We start from the raw sequence: 20,799 nt of genomic DNA on the forward strand, positions 1-20,799 counted from the left end.
TTGGTTCAGTCCCAAGCGATACTTGGGTTTCTCCATGGCAAGCTGGTCGGTCATGAACCTGTTGCAACTGATCCGCAGCTTCACCCGCACCGCAGAGACCGGCAGCATTGCCGCCGCGGCCCGCATCCTTGGCATCAGCGCCACCGCAGTCGGCCAGAACATCAACCGGCTGGAGGCGCATCTGGGCGTACGGTTGCTGAACCGAAGTACGCGGCAGCTGGCGCTCAGCGAGGCTGGCGCGCTGTACCTGGCGCAGGTGCGCCACATCGAAGCCGACCTGGCGCGTGCACAGGCGATGGTCACCTCCGGTGACATCGAACCGGCCGGGCCGCTGCGCATCGCCAGCAGCAGCGCGTTCGGCCGCCACGTGCTGGCACCGTTGCTGCCGTCACTGCAGCAACGCTACCCGCAGCTGCAGCTGGAACTGCGGCTGACCGACCGTGCCGTGCAGCATGGTCCAGAGGCGGTGGATGCCAGTATCCGCATCGGCGCGCAGCTGGAAGACGGTGTGGTCGCGCGGCAGCTGGCGCGCGTGCCGTTCGTGTTCTGCGCCTCGCCGGCCTATCTGAAGGCACACGGCACCCCGCAGCAGCCATCCGACCTGGGCGGCCATCGCGGGCTGCTGCATCGCTTCCCCACCGATGGCCGGCCGCTGCGCTGGGGCCTGCTGAAGGACGGTCAGCGCGTGGACGCCGCGCTGCCGCCGAGCATGGTCTGCGATGACATCGACGCACTGGCGACGCTGGCGGCGGCCGGCGCCGGCATCACCCGGCTGGCTGCATTCGTGGCCGAGCCGTACCTGCGCGATGGCCGCCTGCAGGCGGTGTTCGGCGCCGACACGACGTGGCGCCCGGAGCCGATGGAAGTCTATTTCTGCGTCAGCGACCGCCGCGATTTCACTGCCAAAATCCGCGCGCTGTTCGAGCACCTGCAGGCCGGCATGGCGCCGGCCTGGCGGGTGTGAGCCTCAGCGCGCCTTGAACACGCCGCGCGCATCGCGCGGCTCGCAACGCAGGTACTGCGGCGCCGGTTCCACGCTGTCGCGCAATGCGGCGGCGGCATGCCACGGCCAACGCGGGTCGTAGAGGATGCCGCGCGCCAGGGCCACGGCATCGGCGTGGCGATGGCGCAGGATCGATTCGGCCTGCTCCGGTTCGGTGATCATGCCCACGGCGATGACCGGCATGCGCACCTTGGCCTTGATCGCCGCTGCGAACGGCACCTGATAGCCCGGGCCGACGGTGATCCTCTGGCGCTCGTCGAGGCCGCCGCTGGAGACATGCAGGAAGTTGCAGCCACGCGCGTCCAGCACCTGGGCCAGGGCCTCGCTCTGCACCAGGTCCCAGCCGCCATCGACCCAGTCGCTGGCGGAAATGCGCACGCCCACGGCGACCTTGTCGGACACCGCCGCACGCACCGCATCAAACACCTCCACCAGCAGGCGCAGGCGGTTCGGCAGCGAGCCACCGTAGCCATCGGTGCGGCGGTTGCTCAGCGGCGACAGGAACTGGTGCAGCAGGTAACCGTGCGCACCATGCAGCTCGATCAACTCGAAACCCAGGCGCTCGGCGCGCACCGCACTGGCGGCGAAGGCGGCGATGACCTCGGCGATGCCGGCTTCGTCCAGTTCCTGCGGTGCCGGATCGGCGGCATGGAACGGCAGCGGCGACGGCGCCACGGTGGCCCAGCCACGCGCATCGTCGGCCGGCAACTGGCCACCACCGTCCCAAGGACGCCTCACCGAGGCCTTGCGGCCGGCATGGCCCAGCTGGATGCCCAGCGGCATCGGCGACCAGCGGCGCACGCTGGTCAGCACCTGTGCCAGCGCGGCCTCGGTGCCGTCGTCCCACAGGCCCAGGTCGGCCCAGCTGATGCGGCCGCGCGGTTCGACCGCGGTGGCTTCCAGGATCAGCAGGCCGGCGCCGGACTGCGCCAGGTTGCCCAGGTGCATGGCGTGCCAGTCGCTGGCGCGGCCATCTTCGGCGGAGTACTGGCACATCGGCGCGATGACGATGCGGTTTGACAGGGTCAGGGGGCCGAACGAGATCGGCGAAAACAGCTGGGTCACGGCGATGCGGGGGTCAGGCGGATGGAGGGGGCGTATTGCACCGCCGCACGGCCTGTGAATCAACCGTCTGGATGGATCGCTGTTTCGCGGGGGCGGGTTCTCGGTAGAGTCGACTGCCAGTCGACTGCTTTTCCAACGGCGGCGAAAAGCCCGCGCTGCACGCGATAGCAGACTCTATCCAGCGATAACCGACGCCAGCGCTTCAGCGCAGTCCCGCTCATCCTTGAACAACAGCAGGTCGTCGGCACGGGTACGGCCACGGTTCAGCGCCGCCACCGGCAGCCCTGCCCTGGCCGCCGCCTGCACGAAGCGGAAGCCGGAATAGACCATCAGCGACGACCCCACCACCAGCACCGCATCAGCCTGCTGCAGATGATCGTGCACCGCCGCCACCCGCTCGCGCGGCACGTTTTCGCCGAAGAACACCACGTCGGGCTTCAGCAGGCCGCCGCAGTGCGGACAGTCGGGCACCACGAACGTGGAAAAATCGGTCTCCAGATCGGCATCACCATCGGGCGCGATGCCTGCCTCCAGCGCGTCCCAGCCGGGATTGGCGTCCAGCAGGCGCTGCTGGAAGTCCTCGCGGCCACTGCGACGCTCGCAGCCCATGCAGCGCACCAGATCCAGGCGGCCATGCAGGTCGATCACGTTGTGACTGCCGGCGCGCTGGTGCAGGCCGTCCACATTCTGGGTCAGCAGCAGCTGCAGCTTGCCCCGGCTTTCCAGCGCGGCCAGGGCCTGGTGGGTGCCGTTGGGCCGGGCCAGGCCGAAGCGTGGCCAACCCAGCAGGCTGCGCGCCCAGTAGCGCTGGCGGGTGGCCGCCTCGCCCATGAAGGCCTGGTAGGTCACCGGCGGCGTGCGTTTCCACTGGCCGTCGGTATCGCGGTAATCGGGAATGCCCGAGGCGGTGCTGCAGCCGGCGCCGGTCAGCACGAACAAGCGCTGGGCGCGGTCGATGAAGTCGGTCAGCGGTGGGGTCATGGCTTCCAGATGGGGGCGCGCAAGCGCCCCCGCAAGCGCCGGTTCAGTCGGCGGGCTCAGGCCGCCGGCAGCGGCGGCACCGCGATCGGGTGGCCTTCCTCGTCCAGCGCGATCATCACGAAGTGGCCGCGGGTGCACAGCTTGCGCTCGCCGCTGTGCAGGTCTTCGGCGACCAGTTCGACCTCGACCTTCATCGAACTGCGGCCGACTTCGACGATGCGGCCAATGGTTTCCACCATCTGGCCGATGCGGATCGGCAGCTTGAAGTCGACCTGGTCGCTGCGCGCGGTCACCACGGTGCGGCGCGAGTAGCGGGCGGCGGCCAGGAACGCGGCCTTGTCCATCCACGCCAGCGCCTGGCCACCGAACAGGGTGCCGAGGTGGTTGGTGTGGTTGGGGAAGACGATTTCGGCCATGCGCACTTCGGTGGGCGGCACGGTCTCGGGGATCGGGGTCATGGGGGTGCTTCGGTGTGGGGTACGGCAATTTTAAGCCAGGCCCCGTGCAGGCGACGCTACACTGCGCCACGCCCCCTGCCAGGATTGCCCATGCCTGCCACCTCCGACCTGTTGGCCTTTGCGCTGGTTTCGCTGGCGATGGTGCTCACGCCCGGGCCGAACATGATCTACGTCATCTCGCGCTCGATCTGCCAGGGGCCGACCGCTGGCCTGATCTCGCTGGCTGGCGTCGCGCTGGGCTTCGTGTTCTACATGCTGTGCGCGGCGCTGGGCATCACCGCCCTGCTGATGACCGTACCGTTCGCCTACGACGCGCTGCGCATCGGTGGCGCGCTGTACCTGCTGTACCTGGCCTGGCAGGCGCTCAAGCCCGGTGGCCGTTCACCATTTGCGGTACGCGACCTGCCGCAGGACAGCCCGCGCAAGCTGTTCACGATGGGCTTCCTGACCAATCTGCTGAACCCGAAAGTGGCGGTGATGTACCTGTCACTGCTGCCGCAGTTCCTGCATCCGGACGGCGAAGGCAGCGTGCTGATGCAGTCGATCGTGCTGGGTTCCACCCAGATCGCGGTGAGTGTGACCGTGAACGGCATCATCGCGCTGACCGCTGGCAGCATCGCCGGCTTCCTGGCCGCGCGCCCGACCTGGCAGGTGGTGCAGCGCTGGCTGATGGGCACGGTGCTGGCCGGGCTGGCAGTGCGCATGGCGGTGGAAGGGCGGCGGTAGCGGCGGACGGGACGCTTGCCTGATCGCTGCGGGCTTACTCGGCCGACCAATGCGTATGGTCACCGATCAGGATTGCATCAAGCCGTCCTGTTGTGCCGTACACGAAGTCATAGTCCATCTGCTTGTACCAGCTTGTCGCCATGATTGAACTTCTGGAGATCCTGCTGCCAAGCAGCTGGTCGGATCTCACTGCCCATTGATGAGGCGGGTTCGCAGATACGTAATGTACGGCATCGCTTTGCCTGATCATTCTGGTCAGTGACATCAACCTGTTTCGGTGCTTCTCGTTGTCGAAAAGGTGGCAGCTCACGATCACGTCACCGCTGATGAATCTCACCAGCTCCCCATAGCGTTCAACATCCGCATCCAGCCGGCGGATCTCGATGATCGGCATCCCGCCTTCATCAAGCCCATGCTTCACCAGGCGCTTTGAGTTCAATTCCTTCCGCGTCGGCTCGCGAAGCACACGCCCCTTCGTCTCCAGAACGCTGGGAACAAGATGCTCATAGGGAACAAGCTGCAAGGCCTCGCCCACGGAGTACTTCCAATCGACGACCTTGTCCCTGCACGCCGAAAGTGCCGATTCCATTGCCGCGGCGAATGAATGGAACTCCTCCCTGAGCGCGGCAAGATGGCCATTCAAAAATTCGCTTTCGACGATCAACATCCTGTACTCCACCAGAGTCGACACTGGGCCATGATCGACCATCAATGCAGATTATGCCCTTGCGCGCCACACGCGTGAGTCGAGCATGGCGCGACTCTACACAGGCCCGCGCGAAGCCGGCCGGTGGCGCCGGGCCATGCCCGGCGAGCGCAGCAAGCACAAAAAAACCCCGGCGCTGGCCGGGGTTTCTCGTTGCGACAGGCCTGACCGGTTCGATCAGAAGTTCATGTCGAAGGCGACTTCGCCCTGCACGCCGACCTGGTAGGCCGAGACGCGGCGTTCGAAGAAGTTGGTCAGCTCCTGCACGTCCTGCAGCTCCATGAACGGCAGCGGGTTGCGCACGTTGTACTTCTTCTCCATGCCCAGCTTGGCGAAGTGCTGGTCGGCGCAGTGCTGCAGGTACTGGCGCATGTCACGGGTCGAGATGCCGGCCACGCCACCGGACAGCACGTCCTCGGCGAACTGCACTTCGCATTCGATGGCTTCGGCCAGCATGTCGTAGACCTGCTGCTTCATCTCGTCGTCGAACAGGTCCGGCTCTTCCTCACGTACCACGCGCACCGACTCGAACGCGAACTCCATGTGCGCGCTTTCGTCGCGGAACACCCAGTTGGTGCCCGAGGCCAGGCCCGGCAGCAGGCCGCGCGAACGGAAGTAGTACACGTAGGCGAACGCAGCAAAGAAGAACAGGCCTTCGATGCACGCAGCGAAGCAGATCTGGTTGAGCAGGAACTGGCGACGCTCGGCACGGGTCTCGATGCGCTTCAGGTCCTGGATCGAGTCGATCCACTTGAAGCAGAAATCGGCCTTCTTCTTGATCGAGTCGATGTTCTCCACCGCGGCGAAGGCTTTGACGCGCTCTTCCGGATCCGGCAGGTAGTTGTCGAGCAGGGTCAGGTAGAACTGCACGTGCAGCGCTTCTTCATACAGCTGGCGCGACAGGTACATGCGCGCTTCGGGCGCGTTCAAGTGCTGGTACAGGTTCAGCACCAGGTTGTTGGAGACGATCGAGTCGCCGGTGGCGAAGAACGCGACCAGGCGGTGGATCAGGTGGCGCTCACCCGGCGACATCTTGCTGTGCAGGTCGGTGATGTCGATCTGGAAGTTGATCTCTTCCACCGTCCAGGTGTTCTTGATCGCATTCCGGTACATGTCATAGAACTGCGGGTAGCGCATCGGGCGCAGGGTCAGTTCAAAACCGGGATCGAGCAGCATCTGCTTGGGCTTGTCGGCCATGGGTGTTTCCTTGAATTCCTGGGTGAGACGCCGGGCATGGCCCGGCGCTACCGTGGGTGATGATCGTTGGCCGGGGTTGCCGGCCAGCGGCCGGCACTACCGCGCGGCGGTGCCGCTCTTACTGGCAGGCCTCGCAGGCTTCCGGGTTTTCCAGCGAGCAGGCGATGGCTTCGTCCGGGCTGAACACCTTGGCCGGGGCTGCGCTGCTCACCGTGGTCTTGGCGATCTTGGTGGCCGGGCGCGAACGCAGGTAGTAGGTGGTCTTGATGCCCTGCTTCCAGGCGTACATGTACATGGAGGACATCGCGCCGATGTTCGGGCTTTCCATGAACAGGTTGAGCGAGGCCGACTGATCGATGAAGGCACCACGCTCGGCGGCCATGTCGATCAACGAACGCATCGGCAGTTCCCACGCAGTGCGGTAGACCTCGCGCAGCGTTTCCGGAATCTGTGCCACGCCCGCGATGGAGCCTTCGGCCAGCTTGATGGCATCGCGCATTTCCGGCGTCCACAGGCCCAGCTTCTTCAGCTCGTTCACCAGGTAACGGTTGACCTGCAGGAAGTCACCGGACAGGGTCTCGCGCTTGAACAGGTTGGACACCTGCGGCTCGACGCACTCGTAGCAGCCGGCGATCGAGGCGATGGTCGCGGTCGGGGCGATCGCGATCATCAGCGAGTTGCGCAGGCCGTGTTCCTTGATGCGGGCACGCAGGGCATCCCAGCGCTCGGCGTCTTCCGGCACCACGTTCCAGGCGTCGAACTGCAGTTCGCCACCGGCGGCGCGGGTGTCGTTGAACGACGGGTGCTTGCCGCGTTCCTGGGCCAGCTCGCAGGAGGTTTCCAGCGCGTGGAAGTAGATCGCTTCGGCAATCTTCTTCGACAGGGCGCGGGCTTCGGCGCTGTCGAACGGCAGGCGCTTGCGGAAGAACACGTCCTGCAGGCCCATGCAGCCCAGGCCGACCGGACGCCAGCGCAGGTTGGCGCGGCGGGCGGTTTCGATCGGGTAGAAGTTCAGGTCGATGACGCGGTCGAGCTGGCGCACGGCCAGGCGCACGGTCTCGGCCAGCTTCTCGAAGTCGAACTCGTTGTGCTCGTCGAAGTGGTTGCCCAGGTTGATCGAACCCAGGTTGCACACCGCGGTTTCATCGTTGGAGGTGACTTCCAGGATCTCGGTGCACAGGTTCGACAGGTGGATCACGTTGCCGGCGCGCAGGGTCTGGTTGCTGGCGCGGTTGCACTTGTCCTTGAAGGTCATCCAGCCGTTGCCGGTCTCGGCCAGCGTACGCATCATGCGGGCATACAGCTTGCGCGCGGAGATGGTGCGGTTGGCCTTGCCCTGGGCTTCGGCCTGCAGGTAGGCCTGCTCGAAGGCTTCGCCGAACAGGTCGGTGAACTCCGGCACGACGCGCGGATCGAACAGCGACCATTCCTGGTCGGCCTCGACGCGCTTCATGAACAGGTCCGGCACCCAGTTGGCCAGGTTCAGGTTGTGCGCACGGCGGGCTTCGTCACCGGTGTTGTCACGCAGCTCGAGGAAGTCCTCGATGTCGGCGTGCCAGGTTTCCAGGTACACGCAGGCTGCGCCCTTGCGCTTGCCGCCCTGGTTCACCGCAGCCACCGACGAATCCATGGTCTTCAGCCACGGCACGATGCCGTTGGAGTGGCCGTTGGTCGACTTGATCAGCGAACCACGCGAACGCACGCGGGTGTAGCTGACGCCGATGCCGCCGGAGAACTTCGACAGCTGGGCGATGTCGCCGTACTTGGAATAGATCGACTCCAGCGAGTCCTGCGGCGAGTCCAGCAGGAAGCACGAGGACAGCTGCTCGTGGGTGGTGCCGGAATTGAACAGGGTCGGGCTGGACGGCAGGTAGTCCAGGTTGCCCATGCGCTTGTACAGCGCCAGGGTCTCGGACACGTCCTCGCTCAGTGCGCTGGCAATGCGCAGGAAGAACTGCTGCGGGGTCTCGATCACCTTGCGGGTGTGCGGGTGGCGCAGCAGGTAACGGTCATACAGCGTACGCAGGCCGAAGTAATCGAAGTTCAGGTCCAGCGCGCCGTCGATGGCGTCGTTGAGCTTGCGCGCATTGGTCTGCACGAAGTTCAGCAGGCGGTCGTTGATCAGGCCGACTTCATGGCCACGGCTGACCGACTGCGAGAAGGCGTAGATTTCCTGGCCCGAGACTTCCTTGGCGATGTAGTTGGCCAGCAGGCGCGCAGCCAGGCGGCCGTACTCGGGCTCTTCACCGATCAGCAGGGCGGCGGTGCGGATGGACAGTTCGTCCAGTTCGCGGGTGGTGGCACCGTTGTACAGGCCGGAAATGGTACGGGTGGCCACGCGCATCGGATCGACGGCGTGCAGGCCTTCGGAGGAACGCTGCACCGCGCGCACGATCTTGTTCAGGTCCACCAGTTCGGTGGTCCCATTGCGCTTGGTCACACTCATCGCGTTGGCCGTCGGCGGCGACGTCAACAGGAATTCGCTTTCCTTCTCGATGGTGGCGCTGGATTCGGTGCTCACGGCGTGTGTCCTCTTGGCGTGATTGGGGGTGCTCGATGCATCGGGTGACGCAGCCCGGGACATGACAGCCCAGGATGGCAGGACGGCGTCGCAGGGGATGAGACCCTGCGCCTGCCACTGCCGTTGACGATCGCGGATGGGTACCCCGGGCCCCCCCTGGAATTGGGGTTGCTGCGACCGACGGCCACAAGATAGTGGGGGTAATTGGGTCCGTCAACGCCAAATGTAGTGAAATTCGGCAATCCCTTGCGCCGCAAGGATCGTGCCATCGGCGCCCGGATCAGACGCTTCAGACCTGCCGGAACGGGCTGCGCAGTCAAGCCCGAAAGGCGTCATCGCGGTGGTACAACGCCGCGCGGAAACGGAACAATGACAGCTTCACATGACAGTGATGAAGCTGGCTAGGGACAACCCTGTGGATAGGTGGTGGGCAGCCGGTGGGAAAGCCGGTATGGCCGGACGAATCGCCATCGCGCAGTGACTTTCGGCGGGTGACGGCGCCTGCCGAACGCGGGATGCTGGGGTCCTGCAATGACCGGAAAGGATTCCACCATGCGCCTGTCAGCACCCGCCTTGGCCCTGCTGGCTGCTGTGGTCACCGTACCTGCAATTGCCGCTGACACCCCGAAGCTGCGCGCGGACCAGTGCGGTATCCACACCGACTATGACGTGCTGGTGGACAGCGGTGGCATCTGGCTGCGGCATGGCCCGCAGGCACCGCACGAGGTGGTGTTCCACGATGGCGTGCTGAGCCTGGACGACACGGTCGTGCCGGTCAGCGAGGCCGACGCCGCCCGCCTGCGGCAGATGGAGGCCGGTGCGCGCCAGCTGATGCCGGCGGCCACCGCGCTGGCCCATGAAGTGAGCGGGTTGAGCTTCGACGTGCTCGACGGGGTCTATGAGAGCCTCACCGGCACCGCCAACAGCCGCAAGGTCCGGCGCCTGCGCCGGCAGGCCGATGACTGGATCGGCGGCACGCTGGGCAAGGGCTACTGGGAACAGGCGGTGTTCGGGCCGGGCTTCGAGGCCAAGGTGCAGGACATGGCCGAGTCGCTGTCCGCGTCCATCGCCCGCAGCGTGCTGTGGCAGGTGTTCACCGGCCGCAGCGATGCGATGGAGGCACGCGCCGACCGTCTGGACGCGCGGATGGAACAGCAGCTGGAAGGCCGCGCCGAGCGCATCGAGGCCCGCGCGCAGGCGCTGTGCCCGCTGGTGGCCGCCGTGGCCGAGGCCCACGACGCGCTGGAGGTGCGCTACCAGGGGCAGCCGCTGCGGCTGCTGGAGCGCGGCGAGAGCGTACGGGTAGAGCACGGCGATGGCTCGGGCCTGCATGTGTCGGCCGGGCCGGATGAGCGGCCGCGTGGGAATGCCGTGGCACCGACCCGGTAACCGCGCGGCGGATGCCGGCCAGCGGCCGGCACTACTGGAACCCTGGCATGGTAGTGCCGGCCGCTGGCCGGCAACGCGCTCCCGCGAAATCCCTCACGCCCGGTGCGGGGTACCCAGGTACTCGGCGCTCTGCATCTCGATCAGGCGCGAGGCGGTGCGCTCGAACGCGCCCTGCAGGCGCTGGCCGGTGTACAGCTCGATCGGCGAGGTACTGGCGGTGCAGACCAGGTTGACGTGGCGGTCGTAAAGTTCGTCGATCAGGTTGACGAAGCGGCGCGCGGCATCTTCGTTCAAACGGTCGAAGGCGGGGATGCCGCCCAGCAGCACGGTGTTGAACTCGTGCGCGATCTCGATGTAGTCCGACGGGCCACGCGGGCCCTCGCACAACGCGGCGAAATCGAACCAGGCGATGCTCTTGCCACGGCCGCGCACCGGGATCTTGCGGCCTTCGATCTCGATGTTGCCGGGCTTGGCCGGCTGGCCGCCACTCAGTTCGTTCCAGCGCGTGGCCAGCCACTCATCGCTGTCGGCGGCCAACGGCGCGCGGTACACCGGCGAGCGGGTCAGCGCGCGCATCCGGTAGTCCTCGGTACCCTCGGCGTACAGCTCCACGCAGAAGCGCTGCAGCAGGCCGATGGCCGGCAGGAAGCTCTCACGCTGCAGGCCATTGAGGTACAGGTTCTCCACCGCCGTGTTGGAGGTGGTGACCAGGGTCACGCCTTCGGCGAACAGGCGCTCCAGCAGCCGTGCCAGCAGCATCGCATCGCCGATGTCGGTGACGAAGAACTCGTCCAGCACCAGCACGCGCAGGTTGCTGCGCCATTCCTGGGCGATCTTCGCCAGCGGATCGCTCTGCCCCTGGTGCTCGCGCAGGCGCTCGTGGACGCTGCGCATGAAGCGGTGGAAATGCGTGCGGTACTTCTGCTTGATCGGCAGGCCGTCGTAGAACAGGTCGACCAGGAAGGTCTTGCCACGGCCGACGCCGCCCCAGAAATACAGGCCCTTGACCGGCTCGGGCTTCTTCCAGAACGAGGACAGACGGTCCAGCCAACCGTCCTCGGCACTGTCCAGCAGGCCCAGGTGGATGCGGTCCAGCTCGGCCAGCGCCGCGTGCTGGGCCGGGTCGTTCTGCCAGTCGCCACGGGCAACCCCTTCCGCGTACCGCTGCGACGGGGTCAACTCGGTTGCACTCATGCCGCCGCGCCCAGCCAGTGCTTGACGCCGTGGGTCAGCGCGCCGCGCAGGTCGATCAGCTTGCGGTGGAAGAAATGGCTGGTTTCGGGCATGCGCACCAGCTCATGCGGGACGTCCAGCGTGTCCAGCCATTGGTAGACGGCCTGCGGATCGACGATCTCATCCTGCTCGCCCTGGATCACCAGCCAGCGGGCCGGCGGCGCGATGCCATCGAAATCCCAGCGGCCGGCCGGCGGTGCGATCGAGATCAGCGCTTCCGGCTGCAGCGCGGCAGCGGCCTTCAATGAAACGAACGCGCCGAAGCTGAAACCGGCCAGCCACAGGCGGTCGTCGGGGCGCTGGCTCTGCACCCAGGCGGCGACGGCTTTCAGGTCGTCCTGCTCGCCCACGCCGTGGTCGAACTCGCCCGCCGAACCGCCGACGCTGCGGAAGTTGAAGCGCACCGTGGCGATGCCCAGCTCGCGCAGGGTGGTGGCGGTCATGGTGACCACCTTGTTGTGCAGGGTGCCGCCTTCGGTGGACAGCGGATGGCAGATGATGGCCACGATCGGCTGCGCCGGCACATCGGCCTTGGGCAGGTCGACGACGACTTCCAGCGGGCCGGCCGGGCCGGCCAGTTCGAGGCAGGCGGTTTCGCCGGGGGCGACGGGGAACGAAGGCTTGTGCATGGCACCATGATACCGTCCCCCGCCCCTGCCCTGTGCCCGCCCCATGCTCTACCTGTCCTTGGCCGTGATCTGCAGCGTGCTGGTTTCGGTGTTGTTGAAGGTGGCCGGACGCCGCCAGCTGGATGTTTCGCAGATGGTCACCTGGAACTATCTGGTGGCGGCAACGCTCACCGCCGTGGTGCTGCAGCCGCCGCTGGATGCGCTGCGCGCGCCGCATGCGCCGTGGCTGTCGCTGCTGGCACTGGCGGTGGTTCTGCCGTCGATCTTCCTGGTGCTGGGCCGCGCGGTGGCGGTGGCTGGCATCGTCCGCAGCGACGTGGCACAGCGCTTGTCGCTGCTGCTGTCATTGGCCGCCGCGTTCCTGTTCTTCGGCCAGACTGCGACGCCGTGGAAGCTGGCCGGTCTCGGCCTGGGCCTGCTGGCGATGGTGGCGATCAGCCTGCGCCCGCGCGGCCCGGCCGTGGCGTCCTCACCCGGCGGCTGGGGCTGGCTGCTGGGCGTATGGGCCGGGTTCGCGGTGGTCGACGTGCTGCTCAAGCAGGTGGCGCTGTCCGGCACGCCGTCGATGGCGGCGGTGCTGGCCAGCTTCAGCGTGGCCTTCGCGCTGATGCTGGCACTGCAGCTGTGGCGGCACGCCAGTGGCCGCAGCCGGTTGGCCTGGCGCAACCTCGGTGCGGGCGCGCTGCTGGGCCTGCTCAACGGCGGCAACATTCTTTTCTATGTGCACGCGCATCAGTCCATGCCGGACAGCCCGGCCACCGTGTTCGCCGGCATGAACATCGGCGTGGTGGTGCTGGGCGCGCTGGTGGGCGTGTTCGCCTTCGGCGAGGCCACCACAAAGTGGAACCGCGCCGGGCTGGCGCTGGCGGTGCTGGCGATCGGATTGATCGCCTGGGGGTGAGCGCGGCGTGGGGGTCAGAGCCCATTCCGTTGGAATGGGATCCGACCCCGGCGCTGGGCGTTATTTGTCGAAACCCAGCAGCAGCGGATCGTGGTCGGAGCTGCGCCACGGGCCCTGCACGTTGCGGCCCTGGTAGCCGCTGGCGTCCTGCTCGTCGGCGTTGCTGTGCCATTCGGCGGCACCGCGCAGGCGCTGGGCCATGCCCGGGCTCAGCAGCGCGTGGTCGAGGCGGCCGGTATAGCCGTTATAGACGTAGCTGTAGGGATGCTCGACCTTGGCGACCTTGAACGCGTCCTGCCAGCCCAGCTCATGCAGGGTGCGGATCGGGTCTTCCATCGCGTAGGCGTTGAAGTCACCCAACAGCACCGCGTCCTTGGCACCGGTACCGGTCGGATCGGTCTGTAGCCAGGCGTGCAGTTGCTGCGCCGAGGTCACCCGGGTGGCGTTCCAGCAGCCCTGGTTGTCGTTGTGGTCGGCGTCGGCACCGGCCGCGTCGCGGCAGCCCTTCGACTTGAAATGGTTGGCGACCACCACGAACGGCGCACTGTGCTTGCCCTGGAAAGCCTGCGCCAGCGGCACGCGGCTGTGCTCGACGAACGGGCCGCCAGTCAGCGTGGCCGGCGTGCCCACCGGCTGCAGGCGCGTGCTGCGGTAGATGATGCCGACCCGGATCGGGTTGTCACCGGGGCCATTGCCGGCGTCGACGAAGCGCCAGTCGCCCTGCGCGCCGCGATCGCGGTTGAGCGCGTCGACCAGTTCGGCGATGGCCGACTGCGGACCGTAGCCGTCGTTCTCCAGCTCCATCAGCGCGGCGACGTCGGCACCCAGCGCGTTGACCGTGGTGACCAGCTTGGCCACCTGCGCCTTGTGCTCGTCCAGCGTGCGCGCGCCGCGCAGGGTCGGGAAACCGCCGCCCTGGCCATCACCATTGAAGAAGTTCTCCAGGTTGAAGGCCGCCACGTGCAGGCTGCCCGGCACCTGGGGTACCGCGGGGCGCTTCAGTTCCGGCAGCTTCAGCACACCTTCGACCTGCAGGCGCGGACGGCCCTGCGCATCCACGTGCACCACCCCTTCCACATTGCGCAGCTGCATGCCGGTGCGCAGCACCGGGTTGCCCGGCAGGTAGGCCACGCTGGCCGGGTCACGGGCATCACTGCCATCGTCCAGCAGCAGGCGGCGACGCTGGTTGTCGGCCATCACCTGCTCGTAGCCGGCAGTACCCGGCGCGGCCACTTCGGTGGGCTGCCAGAGGCGGCCATCGAAGGCCACGGTGAGCTGGCCGAAGCGTTCCAGGCCATCGGTACCGGCCAGGGTCAGCGGTGCGGCGATGCGCACGCGCTGGCCATCCAGCGCACGCCAGTCGGCCGGCGCGGCGGTCAGCACCACGGTGGCGCTGCTGCGCGCAGCGGAGGGCGACGCGACCGGTGCGGCCTGCGGCTGGGCCTGGGCAAAGGCGCTGGCCGGCAGCAGCAGGGTCAGGGCAAGAGCGAGGGAGCGGCGGCGCATCGACGGGCGATTCCTTGGAAGAGGGCGCACAGACTAACCCTGAAATGCGAAACCCCGCCTGCGGGCAGGGTTTTGACCTTGGTGGGCAAAGCCTGGGTCGTGCCGGCCGCAGGCCGGCAACCTCATGACCTTCGTGCGATGCGTGGTTGCCGGCCAGCGGCCGGCACGACCGGTTATTTCAGGTTACCCAGCATCCAGTCCACGGTGGCGTGGATCTGTTCCTCGGTCAGGGCCGGGTTGCCACCCTTGGGCGGCATGATGCCGCCATCCGGGCCGGTATAGCCCTCGATGGCGTGCTTGTAGAGGGTGTCCTTGCCCTGTGCGATGCGCTTGTCCCAGTGCGAATGGTCCAGCGTCGGCGCCATGCCCACACCGGTGGTGTGGCAGGCGGTGCACAGGTTGTCGAAGATGACCTTGCCGTCCTTGGTGCCGCCGTAGGCCACCTGCGAGGCGGCCTTGGCCAGCGCGGCGGCCTTGGCCGCAGCCTGCGCGGCGGCGCCGGTGCTGCCGGCATAGACCGCGCCGGTGGGCGAGATGCGCTGTTCGGTGCGCTTGGCCGCGGTCGGCGACACCTCGGGCGGAATCCGGGTGTGGATGTAGGCGGCTAGGAGGATGAGGCCGAGGGTGATGGTCGCCAGCAGCGCGATCACCATGGAGAAGCGTTTCAGGAACTCCAGATCGTAATTCCGCACTCTTCGTTACCCCTGGCTGATAGTCGTTGGACCACGGCTGAGCGACTGCGTGATGGACCGAGTATAGAACGCGCTTTGCGTGCGACAACAGGCGTCACTGCTGGTGCGGCGCAACATGCCTACCCGGTAGAGCCGGCCGCTGGCCGGCATCGCCATCCCGCCGGATGGATCGTGCAGAAGCCGGCCAGCGGCCGGCGCTACCGAATTACCGGGCGCCGATCGCGCGCAGGCAGAAGCTGCAGATCGCATCCACCAGCGCGCCTTCGTCGCGGTGCGCTTCGCGGCTGGGCGCGGTCGGGCCGACCATTGCTTCGGTGAAGGCGCCGACCAGGCACGCGGCCGTGGCGTGCGCGTCCTGCGCCGGCAGCTCACCGGCGGCCACGCCCTCTTCCACCAGGCGCAGGAAGACATCACCAAAGGCACGACGGCCGCGCATGCGCTCAGCTTCCACGTCCGGATCGACCGGTTCGACGATGAAGGCGTGCGCCAGCCCCGGCCCGGCCAGGGCGCGGCGGACGAAGGCGGTGATCGCCAGCCGCAGGCGCTCGCTGGCCACCTCCGGGCCGCTGGCGATGCGTTCCATGATCGCGACCTCGTGGGCCACCGCGGCGTTGAGCACCTCCACGAACAGCTCGGCCTTGGACGGGAAATGGCGATAGATCAGGCCGGTGGACACCCCCGCCTGGGTCGCCACGGCGGTCACCGGGGCGTTGCGCCAGCCGCCGGTGGCGACCAGCTCGCGGGTGGCCAGCAGGATCCGTTCACGGGCGCCCGCCAGGCGTTCTTCCATCAATGCAGAGCGTTTATAGGCCATGTTCTGATTCTAGTTTCAATTTTTGAATTCGTATTCACTTCTTACCCGAACCCCGCTACGCTGGGGCCATCGCCCGTGCGGGTCGCGGTCCTGCAGACCGCCGCCCGCTCCCCCGCCGGGTGCGTCCATTTCCTGCCATCCCGCCGTGGAGCCACCACAATGCACGTGCCATCCCTGAACTTCGATCTTGGCGAAGACATCGACCTGCTGCGCCAGAGCGTGGCCCATTTTGCCGCCGCCGAGGTCGCGCCGCTGGCCGCCGAGGCCGATGCCAGCAACCAGTTCCCGCTGGCTCTGTGGCCGAAGCTGGGCGAGCAGGGCCTGCTCGGCCTCACCGTGGAAGAAGAATACGGTGGTACCGGCATGGGCTACCTGGCCCACGTGGTGGCGATGGAAGAGATCTCGCGTGCCTCCGGCGGCATCGGCCTGTCCTATGGCGCACACTCCAACCTGTGCGTGAACCAGCTGCGCAAGAACGGCAACGAAGAACAGAAGCAGCGCTTCCTGCCCGGCCTGTGCAACGGCAGCCTGGTCGGCGCGCTGGCGATGAGCGAGCCGGGTGCCGGTTCGGACGTGGTGTCGATGAAGCTGCGCGCCGACAAGCGCGGCGACCGCTACGTGCTCAACGGCAACAAGATGTGGATCACCAACGGCCCGGACGCCGACGTGCTGGTGGTCTATGCCAAGACCGACATGGAAGCGGGTGCCAAGGGCATCACCGCGTTCCTGGTCGAGAAGGGCATGAAGGGCTTCTCCACCGCGCAGAAGCTGGACAAGCTGGGCATGCGCTCCTCGCCCACCTGCGAGCTGGTGTTCCAGGACTGCGAGATTCCCGAAGAAAACGTGCTGGGCCAGGTCGGTGGTGGCGTGCGCGTGTTGATGTCCGGCCTGGATTACGAGCGCGTGGTGCTGTCCGGTGGCCCGCTGGGCCTGATGGCCGCGGCCATGGACGTGGTCATGCCCTATGTGCACGAGCGCCACCAGTTCGGCGAACCGATCGGCAGCTTCCAGCTGATCCAGGCCAAGATCGCCGACATGTACGTGGGCCTGGGCGCGTGCCGCGCCTATGTGTATGCCGTGGCGCGCGCTTGCGACCAGGGCCGCACCACCCGCCAGGACGCCGCCGGTGCGATCCTGTACGCCGCCGAGAAGGCCACCTGGCTGACCGGCCAGGCGATCCAGATCCTGGGCGGCAACGGCTACATCAACGAATACCCGACCGGCCGTTTGTGGCGCGACGCCAAGCTGTATGAAATCGGCGCCGGCACTTCGGAGATCCGCCGCATGCTGATCGGCCGCGAATTGTTCCAGCGCACCCTGTAAGGCCACCGCGATGACCGTCCTGAACAGCCAGCTGCAACCGGGCAGCGAAACGTTTGAAAGCAACCGCACGGCCATGCAGGCCGTGGTCGATGACCTGCATGCCACCCTCGCCCGCACCGCATTGGGCGGCAACGAAGCCGCGCGTGCCAAGCACACCGCACGCGGCAAGCTGCTGGTGCGCGACCGCATCGACGCCCTGCTCGACCCGGGCAGCGCCTTCCTGGAAATCGCGCCGCTGGCCGCGCATGGCATGTATGAAGACGCCGTGCCCGCCGCCGGCGTGGTGGCCGGCATCGGTCGGGTGAGCGGGGTGGAATGCGTGATCGTGGCCAACGACGCCACGGTCAAGGGCGGCACCTACTACCCGATGACGGTGAAGAAGCACCTGCGCGCGCAGGAGATCGCCGAGCAGAACCATCTGCCGTGCATCTACCTGGTCGATTCCGGTGGCGCGTTCCTGCCGCTGCAGGACGAAGTCTTCCCCGACCGCGACCATTTCGGCCGCATCTTCTACAACCAGGCCAATCTGTCGGCGCAGGGCATTCCGCAGATCGCCTGCGTGATGGGCAGCTGCACCGCCGGTGGCGCCTACGTGCCGGCGATGAGCGACGAGACCGTGATCGTGCGCGAGCAGGGCACGATCTTCCTCGGTGGCCCGCCGCTGGTGAAGGCGGCCACCGGTGAAGTGGTCACGGCCGAGGAACTCGGCGGCGCCGATGTGCACACGCGCATTTCCGGCGTGGCCGACCACATGGCCGACAACGATCTGCAGGCACTGGCGCGGGTGCGCGCGATCATCGCGCAGTTGAACTGGCGCAAGCCGGAACCGGCGATGGCGGTGCAGGCAACGGAAGAACCGCTGCTGCCGGCACACGAGCTGTATGGCGTGATCCCGGCCGACACACGCAAGCCCTACGATGTGCGCGAGGTCATCGCGCGCCTGGTCGATGGCTCACGCTTCGACGAGTTCAAGCCGCGCTACGGCGCAACCCTGGTGACCGGCTTCGCCCATCTGAACGGCTACCCGATCGGCATCATCGCCAACAACGGCATCCTGTTCTCCGAGTCGGCATTGAAGGGCGCGCACTTCATCGAACTGTGCACCCAACGCAACATCCCGCTGGTGTTCCTGCAGAACATCACCGGCTTCATGGTCGGCCGCAAGTACGAACAGGGCGGCATCGCCAAGGACGGGGCCAAGCTGGTGATGGCGGTGGCCTGCGCCAAGGTGCCGAAGTTCACCGTGGTCATCGGTGGCTCGTTCGGTGCCGGCAACTACGGCATGTGCGGCCGTGCGTACTCGCCGAACTTCCTGTGGATGTGGCCGAACGCACGCATCGGCGTGATGGGCGGCGAGCAGGCCGCCAGCGTGTTGGCCACGGTCAAGCGCGATGGCATCGAAGCCAAGGGCGGCCAGTGGCCGGCAGCGGAGGAAGATGCGTTCAAGGCGCCGATCCGCGAGCAGTTCGAGCAGCAGGGCCATCCGTACTACGCCAGCGCGCGCCTGTGGGATGACGGCGTGATCGATCCGGCCGACACCCGCCGGGTGCTCGCCCTGGCGCTGTCGGCCAGCCTCAACGCCGCCCCGCAGCAGACGCGCTTCGGCGTGTTCCGCATGTAACCCGTGCCATGACCGAGCCTGTTGCCATGTTCACCAAAGTCCTGATCGCCAACCGCGGCGAGATCGCCTGCCGCGTCATCGCCACCTGCCGCCGCCTCGGCATCGCCACCGTGGCGGTGTATTCCGATGCCGACCGCAACGCGCGCCACGTGCGCCTGGCCGACGAAGCCATCCACATTGGACCTGCCGCCGCGCGTGAGAGCTACCTGCGCAGCGATGCCCTGCTCGACGCCGCACGCCTGACCGGCGCGCAGGCGATCCACCCCGGCTACGGCTTCCTGTCCGAGAATGCCGACTTCGCCGATGCCTGCGCGGCGGCCGGCATCACCTTCATCGGCCCGCCGGCCAGCGCCATCCGCGCGATGGGCGACAAGAGCGCGGCCAAGGCGCTGATGGCCAAGGCCGGTGTACCGCTGACCCCGGGCTACCACGGCGACCAGCAGGCGCCAGACTTCCTGCGCGCACAGGCCGACGGCATCGGCTACCCGGTGCTGATCAAGGCCAGCGCCGGCGGCGGTGGCAAGGGCATGCGCAAGGTCGAGCGCAGCGAGGACTTCGTCGATGCACTGGCCAGCTGCCAGCGCGAGGCGGCCTCGGCGTTCGGCAACGACCACGTGCTGGTCGAGAAGTATGTCGAGCGCCCGCGCCACATCGAGATCCAGGTGTTCGGCGACCGCCACGGTGAGGCGGTCTACCTGTTCGAGCGCGACTGCTCGGTGCAGCGCCGCCACCAGAAGGTGCTGGAAGAAGCGCCGGCGCCGGGCATGAGCGCAGAACGTCGTGCTGCAATGGGCAAGGCGGCAGTCGATGCCGCGCGCGCGGTGGGCTACGTCGGTGCCGGCACGGTGGAGTTCATCGCCGGCCCGGACGGCGATTTCTACTTCATGGAAATGAACACCCGCCTGCAGGTCGAGCACCCGGTGACCGAGTACATCACCGGCACCGACCTGGTGGAGTGGCAGCTGCGCGTGGCCTCGGGCCAGCCGCTGCCGCTGCGCCAGGAGCAGCTGGCGATCCACGGCCACGCCATCGAAGCACGCCTGTATGCCGAAGATGCCGATCGGGGCTTCCTGCCCTCCACCGGCACCCTGCGCCGCCTGCGCCTGCCGACGCCGTCGGCCCATGTGCGCGTGGATACCGGCGTCGAAGAAGGCGACAGCATCACGCCCTACTACGATCCGATGATTGCCAAGCTGATCGTCTGGGACGTGGACCGCGACGCCGCACTGCGCCGCATGAGCCAGGCCCTGGCCGACTGCCAGGTGGTGGGCGTGACCACCAATGCCGGCTTCCTGCGCCGGCTGGTGAACACCGATTCGTTCGCGCACGCCAAGCTGGATACCGCGCTGATCGAGCGCGAGCAGGTCGCGTTGAATGCGGTGGGCGACACAGATGATGCCCTGTGGCAGCTGGCTGCGGTGGCTGCGGTTGCAAGCACGGGCGGCGCCAGCACCGACGCGCGAGATCCGCATTCGCCGTGGCAGGCCCAGGACGGCTGGCGCCTTGGCGCATCGGCCCCGCGCGTGTTGCCGCTGCAGCAGGGCGAACGCAAGCACACGCTGCAGGTATGGGTGCAGGCCGATGGCTGGCGCGTGCAGTGCGATGCTGCTGCGCCGGCCACGGTGCTCGGCAGTGCCAAGGGCAGCAGCCTGTCAGTGCAGCTGGACGGCCGCCGCTGGCAGCTGCAGCTGCTGCGCGAAGGCGACCAGCTGTATCTGTTCGGTGCCGATGGCCAGCACCGTTTCATCCTGCACGACCCGGTGGGCGAATCGGACCACGCCGTGGCCGACGCGGGCAGCCTGCTGGCACCGATGCCGGGCAAGATCGTCGCGACATTGGTCGCGGCCGGTACCGAGGTCAAGCGCGGCACGCCGCTGGTGGTGCTGGAAGCAATGAAGATGGAGCACACGCTGCAGGCACCGGCAGACGGCACGGTGAAGGGCTACCGCGCCAAGGCCGGCGACCAGGTGGGTGACGGTGCGGTGCTGGTGGACTTCGAAGCGGCGTGATGAAGTGGCAGTGGCGCGCTGGCAA

The 20,799-nt window shown here is 67.3% G+C and carries 18 protein-coding genes; 7 read left to right on the forward strand and 11 right to left on the reverse strand.

What is annotated here, in order from left to right:
• Positions 1-52: 52 nt before the first annotated feature.
• On the forward strand, positions 53-964 hold the full coding sequence (locus VPH47_RS20065; RefSeq protein WP_110710752.1) for a LysR family transcriptional regulator: 912 nt from the start codon (positions 53-55) through the stop codon (positions 962-964).
• A gap of 3 nt (positions 965-967) precedes the next feature.
• Here the strand turns inward: VPH47_RS20065 and VPH47_RS20070 are convergent, their stop codons facing one another.
• The 3 genes from VPH47_RS20070 to VPH47_RS20080 all read right to left on the reverse strand — a co-directional run bounded on the left by VPH47_RS20070 (position 968) and on the right by VPH47_RS20080 (position 3,507).
• Positions 968-2,068 carry an NADH:flavin oxidoreductase/NADH oxidase gene (locus tag VPH47_RS20070; RefSeq protein ID WP_368851662.1) on the reverse strand — a complete coding sequence of 367 codons (1,101 nt, stop codon included), beginning with the start codon at positions 2,066-2,068 and terminating at the stop codon, positions 968-970.
• Between the two features lie 174 nt (positions 2,069-2,242).
• Positions 2,243-3,049 carry an NAD-dependent protein deacetylase gene (locus tag VPH47_RS20075; protein ID WP_164161773.1) on the reverse strand — a complete coding sequence of 269 codons (807 nt, stop codon included), beginning with the start codon at positions 3,047-3,049 and terminating at the stop codon, positions 2,243-2,245.
• Positions 3,050-3,105: 56 nt separating this feature from the next.
• Complete coding sequence (locus tag VPH47_RS20080) at positions 3,106-3,507, reverse strand: acyl-CoA thioesterase (protein ID WP_004153688.1); 402 nt, start codon at positions 3,505-3,507, stop codon at positions 3,106-3,108.
• Positions 3,508-3,597: 90 nt separating this feature from the next.
• Between VPH47_RS20080 and VPH47_RS20085 the strand changes: the two genes are divergently transcribed.
• A complete protein-coding gene (locus VPH47_RS20085; RefSeq protein ID WP_110710749.1) occupies positions 3,598-4,233 on the forward strand; it encodes a LysE family translocator in 636 nt (211 codons plus the stop codon).
• Positions 4,234-4,267: 34 nt separating this feature from the next.
• Here the strand turns inward: VPH47_RS20085 and VPH47_RS20090 are convergent, their stop codons facing one another.
• The 3 genes from VPH47_RS20090 to VPH47_RS20100 all read right to left on the reverse strand — a co-directional run bounded on the left by VPH47_RS20090 (position 4,268) and on the right by VPH47_RS20100 (position 8,657).
• On the reverse strand, positions 4,268-4,900 hold the full coding sequence (locus tag VPH47_RS20090; protein WP_368851663.1) for a hypothetical protein: 633 nt from the start codon (positions 4,898-4,900) through the stop codon (positions 4,268-4,270).
• 216 nt (positions 4,901-5,116) lie between these two features.
• Complete coding sequence (locus VPH47_RS20095; RefSeq protein ID WP_008264781.1) at positions 5,117-6,136, reverse strand: ribonucleotide-diphosphate reductase subunit beta; 1,020 nt, start codon at positions 6,134-6,136, stop codon at positions 5,117-5,119.
• Between the two features lie 118 nt (positions 6,137-6,254).
• A complete protein-coding gene (locus VPH47_RS20100) occupies positions 6,255-8,657 on the reverse strand; it encodes a ribonucleoside-diphosphate reductase subunit alpha (RefSeq protein ID WP_110710747.1) in 2,403 nt (800 codons plus the stop codon).
• A gap of 552 nt (positions 8,658-9,209) precedes the next feature.
• Here VPH47_RS20100 and VPH47_RS20105 point away from each other — a divergent pair.
• Positions 9,210-10,046: a DUF2884 family protein gene (locus tag VPH47_RS20105; RefSeq protein WP_368851664.1), complete on the forward strand. Its 837-nt coding sequence runs from the start codon at positions 9,210-9,212 to the stop codon at positions 10,044-10,046.
• Between the two features lie 93 nt (positions 10,047-10,139).
• Here the strand turns inward: VPH47_RS20105 and zapE are convergent, their stop codons facing one another.
• Together zapE and VPH47_RS20115 are read right to left on the reverse strand one after the other, a co-directional pair.
• A complete protein-coding gene (gene zapE / locus VPH47_RS20110; RefSeq protein ID WP_059034176.1) occupies positions 10,140-11,240 on the reverse strand; it encodes a cell division protein ZapE in 1,101 nt (366 codons plus the stop codon).
• The gene (locus tag VPH47_RS20115; protein ID WP_153856736.1) at positions 11,237-11,908 is read right to left on the reverse strand and encodes an alpha/beta hydrolase; all 672 of its coding nucleotides are present in this window, start codon (positions 11,906-11,908) and stop codon (positions 11,237-11,239) included. The genes zapE and VPH47_RS20115 overlap by 4 nt, the downstream gene beginning before the upstream one ends.
• Positions 11,909-11,951: 43 nt before the next feature.
• Here VPH47_RS20115 and VPH47_RS20120 point away from each other — a divergent pair, with 43 nt between their 5' ends.
• Positions 11,952-12,809: an EamA/RhaT family transporter gene (locus tag VPH47_RS20120; RefSeq protein ID WP_368851665.1), complete on the forward strand. Its 858-nt coding sequence runs from the start codon at positions 11,952-11,954 to the stop codon at positions 12,807-12,809.
• A gap of 60 nt (positions 12,810-12,869) precedes the next feature.
• On the opposite strand, the gene VPH47_RS20125 is transcribed toward VPH47_RS20120, so the two are convergent.
• The 3 genes from VPH47_RS20125 to VPH47_RS20135 all read right to left on the reverse strand — a co-directional run bounded on the left by VPH47_RS20125 (position 12,870) and on the right by VPH47_RS20135 (position 15,821).
• The gene (locus tag VPH47_RS20125; RefSeq protein ID WP_368851666.1) at positions 12,870-14,315 is read right to left on the reverse strand and encodes an ExeM/NucH family extracellular endonuclease; all 1,446 of its coding nucleotides are present in this window, start codon (positions 14,313-14,315) and stop codon (positions 12,870-12,872) included.
• 173 nt (positions 14,316-14,488) lie between these two features.
• Positions 14,489-15,007 (reverse strand): cytochrome c5 family protein, encoded by a 519-nt coding sequence (locus VPH47_RS20130; RefSeq protein WP_005407662.1) that lies wholly within the window; start codon positions 15,005-15,007, stop codon positions 14,489-14,491.
• A gap of 205 nt (positions 15,008-15,212) precedes the next feature.
• Positions 15,213-15,821 carry a TetR/AcrR family transcriptional regulator gene (locus VPH47_RS20135; RefSeq protein WP_180846182.1) on the reverse strand — a complete coding sequence of 203 codons (609 nt, stop codon included), beginning with the start codon at positions 15,819-15,821 and terminating at the stop codon, positions 15,213-15,215.
• 159 nt (positions 15,822-15,980) lie between these two features.
• Here VPH47_RS20135 and VPH47_RS20140 point away from each other — a divergent pair, with 159 nt between their 5' ends.
• From VPH47_RS20140 to VPH47_RS20150, 3 genes are read left to right on the forward strand one after another with little or no spacing between them, the layout of a single operon-like run.
• The gene (locus VPH47_RS20140) at positions 15,981-17,144 is read left to right on the forward strand and encodes an isovaleryl-CoA dehydrogenase (protein WP_014645571.1); all 1,164 of its coding nucleotides are present in this window, start codon (positions 15,981-15,983) and stop codon (positions 17,142-17,144) included.
• A gap of 10 nt (positions 17,145-17,154) precedes the next feature.
• Positions 17,155-18,765 (forward strand): carboxyl transferase domain-containing protein, encoded by a 1,611-nt coding sequence (locus VPH47_RS20145; protein WP_368851667.1) that lies wholly within the window; start codon positions 17,155-17,157, stop codon positions 18,763-18,765.
• A 26-nt stretch (positions 18,766-18,791) separates the two neighbouring features.
• Positions 18,792-20,774, forward strand: coding sequence for an acetyl-CoA carboxylase biotin carboxylase subunit (locus VPH47_RS20150; RefSeq protein ID WP_368851668.1), 1,983 nt, complete (start codon positions 18,792-18,794; stop codon positions 20,772-20,774).
• The last annotated feature ends 25 nt before the right edge of the window (positions 20,775-20,799 follow it).

Source organism: Stenotrophomonas sp. WED208 (genome assembly GCF_040984485.1).
GTDB lineage: Bacteria > Pseudomonadota > Gammaproteobacteria > Xanthomonadales > Xanthomonadaceae > Stenotrophomonas > Stenotrophomonas riyadhensis.

Bases quoted from the DNA above. Each gene is read 5' to 3' on its own strand.
- VPH47_RS20065 (WP_110710752.1), top strand. From the start codon at position 53: ATGAACCTGTTGCAACTGATCCGCAGCTTCACCCGCACCGCAGAGACC.
- VPH47_RS20075 (WP_164161773.1), bottom strand. From the start codon at position 3,049: ATGACCCCACCGCTGACCGACTTCATCGACCGCGCCCAGCGCTTGTTC.
- VPH47_RS20080 (WP_004153688.1), bottom strand. From the start codon at position 3,507: ATGACCCCGATCCCCGAGACCGTGCCGCCCACCGAAGTGCGCATGGCC.
- VPH47_RS20085 (WP_110710749.1), top strand. From the start codon at position 3,598: ATGCCTGCCACCTCCGACCTGTTGGCCTTTGCGCTGGTTTCGCTGGCG.
- VPH47_RS20090 (WP_368851663.1), bottom strand. From the start codon at position 4,900: ATGTTGATCGTCGAAAGCGAATTTTTGAATGGCCATCTTGCCGCGCTC.
- VPH47_RS20095 (WP_008264781.1), bottom strand. From the start codon at position 6,136: ATGGCCGACAAGCCCAAGCAGATGCTGCTCGATCCCGGTTTTGAACTG.
- VPH47_RS20105 (WP_368851664.1), top strand. From the start codon at position 9,210: ATGCGCCTGTCAGCACCCGCCTTGGCCCTGCTGGCTGCTGTGGTCACC.
- zapE (WP_059034176.1), bottom strand. From the start codon at position 11,240: ATGAGTGCAACCGAGTTGACCCCGTCGCAGCGGTACGCGGAAGGGGTT.
- VPH47_RS20115 (WP_153856736.1), bottom strand. From the start codon at position 11,908: ATGCACAAGCCTTCGTTCCCCGTCGCCCCCGGCGAAACCGCCTGCCTC.
- VPH47_RS20120 (WP_368851665.1), top strand. From the start codon at position 11,952: ATGCTCTACCTGTCCTTGGCCGTGATCTGCAGCGTGCTGGTTTCGGTG.
- VPH47_RS20125 (WP_368851666.1), bottom strand. From the start codon at position 14,315: ATGCGCCGCCGCTCCCTCGCTCTTGCCCTGACCCTGCTGCTGCCGGCC.
- VPH47_RS20135 (WP_180846182.1), bottom strand. From the start codon at position 15,821: ATGGCCTATAAACGCTCTGCATTGATGGAAGAACGCCTGGCGGGCGCC.
- VPH47_RS20140 (WP_014645571.1), top strand. From the start codon at position 15,981: ATGCACGTGCCATCCCTGAACTTCGATCTTGGCGAAGACATCGACCTG.
- VPH47_RS20145 (WP_368851667.1), top strand. From the start codon at position 17,155: ATGACCGTCCTGAACAGCCAGCTGCAACCGGGCAGCGAAACGTTTGAA.
- VPH47_RS20150 (WP_368851668.1), top strand. From the start codon at position 18,792: ATGTTCACCAAAGTCCTGATCGCCAACCGCGGCGAGATCGCCTGCCGC.